Genomic DNA, 5,885 nt, shown 5'->3' with positions numbered 1-5,885 from the left:
TTGAAAAAAGTAAAGAAATTCAAAAAGAAAGTGTTAAAATTGTAGCGAATAAAGCTCAAAGGTCTAAGGACAAATTGGAAATTAAGAAAACAATAACTGAACTGATACAAGAGATTGATGCGTGTATTGCTTTGTTAAACGAAAATTAGTTGAGAGCGTTGAAGTAGATAATTTTTAAATTGGTTGGTCAAAAACTTAAATTTTTAGTTAAAAATGACTGCAATCAGTTTTTATAATAAGACTTTTTGATTAAAAGATAAATGGCTGAATCTGAAAAAATAGAAATTGCTTTGAAGGTTTCGAGTCGAGTAATCACACTCATGATTCACCCCGAAATGGAACCATACTTTAGAAAAGCAGCCAACCTTGTTAATCGACGCATCGACACGTTTACCAAAAACTTTAGTGGCGGCGAAATGGATACTTGGGACTTTCTAATTACTGTAGCAATAGAAGGCATGGTAGAATCACAGAAAAACCAAGATAAATATAAACTTTTGCAACAATCACTAAATTCTAGACTCGATGATATCGAGCAACGCTTCACTCTTCTTGGTTGAGTAGATGATACAAAATAGGCATAAATTAAAGCCGTTTTTCAGTATCTACTCAATAATCATACGCTTCTTGTTTCAATTTGTCAGGTTGACTACGATGTAATGGCTTTTGTATTGTCAATTCAGATATCTTTTGTATTTTGCTGTATAATCTTGACAATTCACTGAGCCTGTGAGCAATTTCCTAATTATTTATAAATTTTAATAAATTCCATTACAAAATGTCTGATATTATAATGATGCTCCTTACTGACCTAATTGCGTTGGCAATTGGTTTTTTTGTGGGTAGAGCATTACTCAAAAAAACATTCCAAACTAAAGAAGCAGAAGCAGAAATAAGAGCCAATGAAGTATTAAAAAATGCCCAACAAACCGCCGAAAACATTAAAAAAGATAAAATGTTAGAGGCCAAAGAGCATTTTTTAAAGCTAAAATCGGAATTTGAAGAAGAGTCTAATAAACGTAAAAATATTATTCTTCAAAATGAGCAACGTGTGAAGCAAATGCAACAACAAGCTTCACAAATGGTCGAACAAAATAAACGTCGTGAAAATGAATTAGAAGCTTTGCAAAACAAGCTTAACGAACAAACTGAACAAGCAGTTAAACAAACTGAACTTGCCGCAAAACGTAAAGAAGAAGCAGAGAAAATGCTTAGCCAGCAAGTAGCACAGTTAGAAAAAATTGCTAATTTGACCGCTGAACAAGCAAAACAACAATTAATTGATGCGATTAAAGGTGAAGCTGAAACACGAGCATCTGGCTTTATTAAACAAACGATTGAAGAAGCAAAACTAACTGCTACGAAAGAATCTAAGAAAATTATCATTGAAACGATTCAACGTACTGCTGCTGAACAAGCTATCGAAAACTGCGTTTCTGTATTTAATATCGAGGGCGATGAAATTAAAGGTAAAGTTATTGGTAGAGAAGGTCGTAACATTCGTGCCCTTGAAGCAGCCACAGGTGTTGAAGTAATTGTTGATGATACTCCAGAAGCAATTGTGATTTCAAGTTTTGACCCTGTTCGCCGTGAAATTGCACGCTTATCTCTGCATCGTTTGGTGCAAGATGGACGCATCCACCCTGCTCGAATTGAAGAAGTAGTAGCGAAAACCAAAAAGGATATCGAAAACGAAATCAACGAAATTGGTGAGCGTACGGTAATTGATTTAGGTGTACACGGTTTACATCCAGAATTAATTCGTATGATTGGCCGTATGCGTTTCCGCTCATCTTACGGACAAAACCTCCTACAACACTCAAGAGAAGTTGCCAAAATGTGTGCTACGATGGCATCTGAATTAGGTTTGAATGCAAAACTAGCCAAACGTGCAGGTTTACTCCACGATATTGGAAAGGTTTGGCACGAAGAGCAGGAATTACCTCACGCTCTTTTAGGTATGGAACTAGCTAAGAAATATAAAGAACATCCAGAAGTTATTAATGCGATTGGAGCTCACCACGATGAAATTGAAATGACCTCAATGATTTCTCCAATTGTTCAAATCTGTGACTCTATTTCTGGTTCTCGTCCTGGTGCACGCCGAGAAATGATGGAATCTTATGTTCAACGCCTACGTGACCTTGAAGCACTCGCTCTAAGTTATAATGGCGTAGAAAAATGTTATGCTATTCAGGCGGGTCGTGAACTACGTGTAATTGTAGATTCAGAAAATGTTACTGATGAAATAGCAAGTAAATTATCGTTTGATATTTCTCAAAGAATTGAAAAAGAAATGCAATATCCTGGCCAAATCAAAGTAACGGTTATTCGTGAAATGAGAAGCGTGGCTTATGCAAAATAATAATAGCAAAAGACCAAAAGGCGATACATGACTATGTATCGCCTTTTTTTATATAATTATCGAAAACTTTGTTCCTTTATTCTCTTCGGAAGCAACACTTATTTTCGCATTGTGAAGTTTAATAATTCTCTCAACTAACGAAAGTCCAATACCGTAGCCTCTTATTCCACTTATTTTTGAAGAACGGTAAAAAGGCATGAAAATGTATTTTATATCATCTGGAGCAATGCCAATTCCATTATCCTTAAAGTGGATAATTTTATAATTTTCGTTAGCTGACAACGATATAATTACTTGATTATCAGGAGAGAACTTACAAGCATTTTGTATTAAATTAACAAATGCAATTTTTAGTAAAGCTGAATTTCCGAAAATGCACAAATGTTCTGGTTCTTCTGGCAATGCTTCAAGGCGTATGTCAATTTTATAATTCGGATAGTTTTTCATTACAAAAATCTTTGACTCAAAAAGTAAATCATCAAGCCTAATATTTTCTGCCAATAATTCTTCATTTTCGGTAGTTATTCTTGATAAACGAAGCAAATTTTGGGTAAGTTTGACTAAATCAGTAATGTCTTCGAGGGCAGAATGAATGACATTTTGGTACTCTTCTAAATTTCGTTCTTTTAATAAACTCACTTCTAATTGTGAACTTATCCTAGTTAGTGGGTTTTGCAATTCATGGGAAACATTACCAACAAACATTTTTTGGAGTCGAACCCCCTCTTCAACCCTTTCTAATAATTGATTAATAGTTTGACTGAGCGTAATAATTTCATCAAATTTTTCATTTTCAGATAATCTATTACTTAAATTTTTAGGGAAAACATTCTTTAACTCAATGCCAATCTTATCAATAGGTTCTAATGTTTTTTTTGAATAAAACCATCCTATTACTCCAACAATTATAATAGAAATTGTAAGTAAGCCAAGCATCATCCAACGCATTTGTGTTAGAAATTCAATTGCATAGAAATTTTTAGCCATTGCGACTACCAAAAAAGATTGTGTAGGTGAATGCTGAAAAATACCAACACCTTCAAGGTCTTTTTCCGTAAACTCAATGCGTTTCTCCTTCTTTACACGCTCTAAAATTTGTTTATCAATTTTGGTATTAGGATCTTTGGTAGATTCAAAGATAACTTTACCATCTAATTGAAATACAATGATTTCTTCGCCTGTGAGTTGGTCTTTTCTATTAGCCATGAGTTTTTCTAAAAAATCAAGCTCATGCTCTTTTTCGATTGACTCACTAATCCAAGCTACAATTGTTTCGGCACGATTATTTAATCTTCGAGAAAAGTTTTTTTCTAAAAAATAATTGGTAAAAAAGTAAATTGAAAGCATAGTTGTGCCTAAAATAGCCATCACAACTATTATAAATTGAAGGGTTATTGAGTGTCGAAGTTTCATTATTCTCTTAGTACATAACCCATTCCGAATACCGTATGAATTAATTTTTTATTGAAATTTTTGTCAATTTTTTTTCTTAAATAATTGATATAAACCTCGATATAATTCGTCCCTTTATCAAAGTTTACATCCCAAACATTCTCAGCAATTAGATTTTTCGACAAAACTTTTCCCTGATTTCTTAAAAAGAATTCCAGCAGTCTATATTCCAAAACCGTAAGGTCAATTATTTGATTGTCTCTTTTTACAACTTTCGTATCTAAATTAACCACCAAATCGGCAAATTGTAGGGTATTTGTATTTATAATTGTTTCGGTACTTCGTTTTGTCAGGGCCCTAACCCTTGCTAATAATTCAGCAAATTGAAAAGGTTTAACTAAATATTGGTCAGCACCTGAATCAAAACCAGCAATTTTATCTTCGCTTTCGCCCAATGCCGAAAGCATGAGTACAGGTGTTTGAATTCCTGCCTTTCTTAATTCCTGAATTAACATTTGCCCATTAATACCAGGCATAATCACATCGGTAATTATACAATTATAAGATTTCCTAAGAGCTAATTGCTTGGCAATCAAGCCATCAAATGCAATATCCACTTCATAAAAATTTTCTGTAAGCCCTTGCTGAATGGCATACAAAGTTTTGGGTTCATCTTCAACTACTAAAATCTTCATCGGGAGCATTTGATATTTTTTCAAAAGTAAAAAGCATTTTTTCAGAAAAAAAACATCTAATAAATTTCTAATTTCTTGTTAAGCAGTCTCTAATAATTAAAGTTGAATTTTGTTTAATCAAAGCTTTGTCAAATACCTTTGAGATTAGTTTTGAACAACGTTTAAAATGCGAACAGTTGAGTGTCTGCCAAATTTTTCATTTATAGTAGTTTGACAATATGGTGGCTTACATTAATTGACTTTTCAGCTAATAGAGAGCCTCAATTATTTTATTGAGGCTTCTTTTCAAGAATCATTCTCTACGATTTCACACAAAACCTTACAATAATGCATGAAAGAATAAAAAATATTTTAGTGCCAACCGACTTTTCAAATTCTGCAAAAAATGCTTTGGAAGTAGGTATTGCACTTGCCAAACGACACTCGGCCCAATTACATATCTTACATGTAATCATTCCACAGTACATATCATATATTGGCGAAGCAGATATACCGTATGACAATTGGAACGACTTGGAGAAAATTAGTAAAAATAGGCTTCTAGAGACTTCAAAATCTATCATAAAAAAACATAAAATTAATGTTGTTAATTTTATTGATATTGGGATTGTTTCGGAGTCTATTGAAAAATATGCTTCAAAACTCCATATCGACCTCGTAGTTATGGGTATGAATGGAATGAGAGGGATAAACGAACATTTTGTTGGTAGAAATACTTTTCAAGTAATTAAAAATGCAATTTGCCCTGTATTTGCTATCCCCGAAAAATTTTCTAAGTCTAGTTTTCAGCAGGTTTTATTCCCCATTGGGAATACAAGTGCTAATGTTGATTTTGACAATTATTGGGCATTAAAAAATATGATTCCGTCAGATGATTTAGAAATAGACCTTTTGGGAATATCAAGATTTGAAGATTACGAAACATCTGACCGCGTAAAAGAAAAAGTTTCAGAACTTTCGAACTTCATAAAAAAAGATGGTTTAAAGGCAAGTTTCCAAAATATTTTCTGTGATAATATTACCAGCTTTATTTTGGAATATGCTTCTATCAATCAATCTGATTTGATTGTCATTAATCCAAATATTGATTCTGACTGGGAAAAATATGTTTTAGGCAACAACATGAGAAAAATTATCAACCAAGCTCAATGCCCGATACTTTTAATCAAACCAATGTTTAGTAATTTATTAACAATAGAAAAAAATACATTGAATTATTCTAATCAAAATTAAAATCAATCTCATAAAACTTAAGCAAGCACTTCAAATTAACATTTACGTAAACCAAAGAATCGTAACCCAATCAATAAATATAATAGAATAAGTATATTTGGAAGTGCTACACCAAAAAGATGACTGAAAATTTCGGTCATCTTTTTTATTATATTTTGTAAATTGTTAAAATGCAGAAGAATATTTGGATTTTATAAAAA

Annotated in this window: 5 protein-coding genes; 3 read left to right on the top strand and 2 right to left on the bottom strand. The window is 32.6% G+C overall.

The genetic code is table 11. The annotated features are described in order from the left end of the window. Positions 1 to 260 precede the first annotated feature (260 nt). Both A6M55_RS07000 and rny read left to right on the top strand, forming a co-directional pair. Positions 261 to 560 (top strand): cell division protein ZapA, encoded by a 300-nt coding sequence (locus A6M55_RS07000; protein WP_015030641.1) that lies wholly within the window; start codon positions 261 to 263, stop codon positions 558 to 560. Positions 561 to 778: 218 nt separating this feature from the next. Further along, positions 779 to 2,365 (top strand): ribonuclease Y, encoded by a 1,587-nt coding sequence (gene rny, locus A6M55_RS06995; RefSeq protein WP_015030640.1) that lies wholly within the window; start codon positions 779 to 781, stop codon positions 2,363 to 2,365. 48 nt (positions 2,366 to 2,413) lie between these two features. Here rny and A6M55_RS06990 read toward each other — a convergent pair whose 3' ends face one another. Continuing rightward, on the bottom strand, positions 2,414 to 3,778 hold the full coding sequence (locus tag A6M55_RS06990; protein WP_064197041.1) for a sensor histidine kinase KdpD: 1,365 nt from the start codon (positions 3,776 to 3,778) through the stop codon (positions 2,414 to 2,416). Next, positions 3,778 to 4,452 carry a response regulator transcription factor gene (locus A6M55_RS06985; RefSeq protein WP_015030638.1) on the bottom strand — a complete coding sequence of 225 codons (675 nt, stop codon included), beginning with the start codon at positions 4,450 to 4,452 and terminating at the stop codon, positions 3,778 to 3,780. Before A6M55_RS06985 ends, A6M55_RS06990 begins: the two co-directional genes overlap by 1 nt. A 327-nt stretch (positions 4,453 to 4,779) precedes the next feature. Here A6M55_RS06985 and A6M55_RS06980 point away from each other — a divergent pair, with 327 nt between their 5' ends. Continuing rightward, positions 4,780 to 5,685, top strand: a complete 906-nt coding sequence (locus tag A6M55_RS06980) for a universal stress protein (RefSeq protein ID WP_064197039.1) — start codon at positions 4,780 to 4,782, stop codon at positions 5,683 to 5,685. The last annotated feature ends 200 nt before the right edge of the window (positions 5,686 to 5,885 follow it).

Source organism: Emticicia sp. MM (assembly GCF_001649495.1).
This window is presented reverse-complemented; position numbering and strand designations above follow the sequence as displayed.

Coding starts and splice junctions, on each gene's coding strand:
- A6M55_RS07000 (WP_015030641.1), top strand. CDS start 261: ATGGCTGAATCTGAAAAAATAGAAATTGCTTTGAAGGTTTCGAGTCGA.
- A6M55_RS06990 (WP_064197041.1), bottom strand. CDS start 3,778: ATGAAACTTCGACACTCAATAACCCTTCAATTTATAATAGTTGTGATG.
- A6M55_RS06985 (WP_015030638.1), bottom strand. CDS start 4,452: ATGAAGATTTTAGTAGTTGAAGATGAACCCAAAACTTTGTATGCCATT.
- A6M55_RS06980 (WP_064197039.1), top strand. CDS start 4,780: ATGCATGAAAGAATAAAAAATATTTTAGTGCCAACCGACTTTTCAAAT.
- rny (WP_015030640.1), top strand. CDS start 779: ATGTCTGATATTATAATGATGCTCCTTACTGACCTAATTGCGTTGGCA.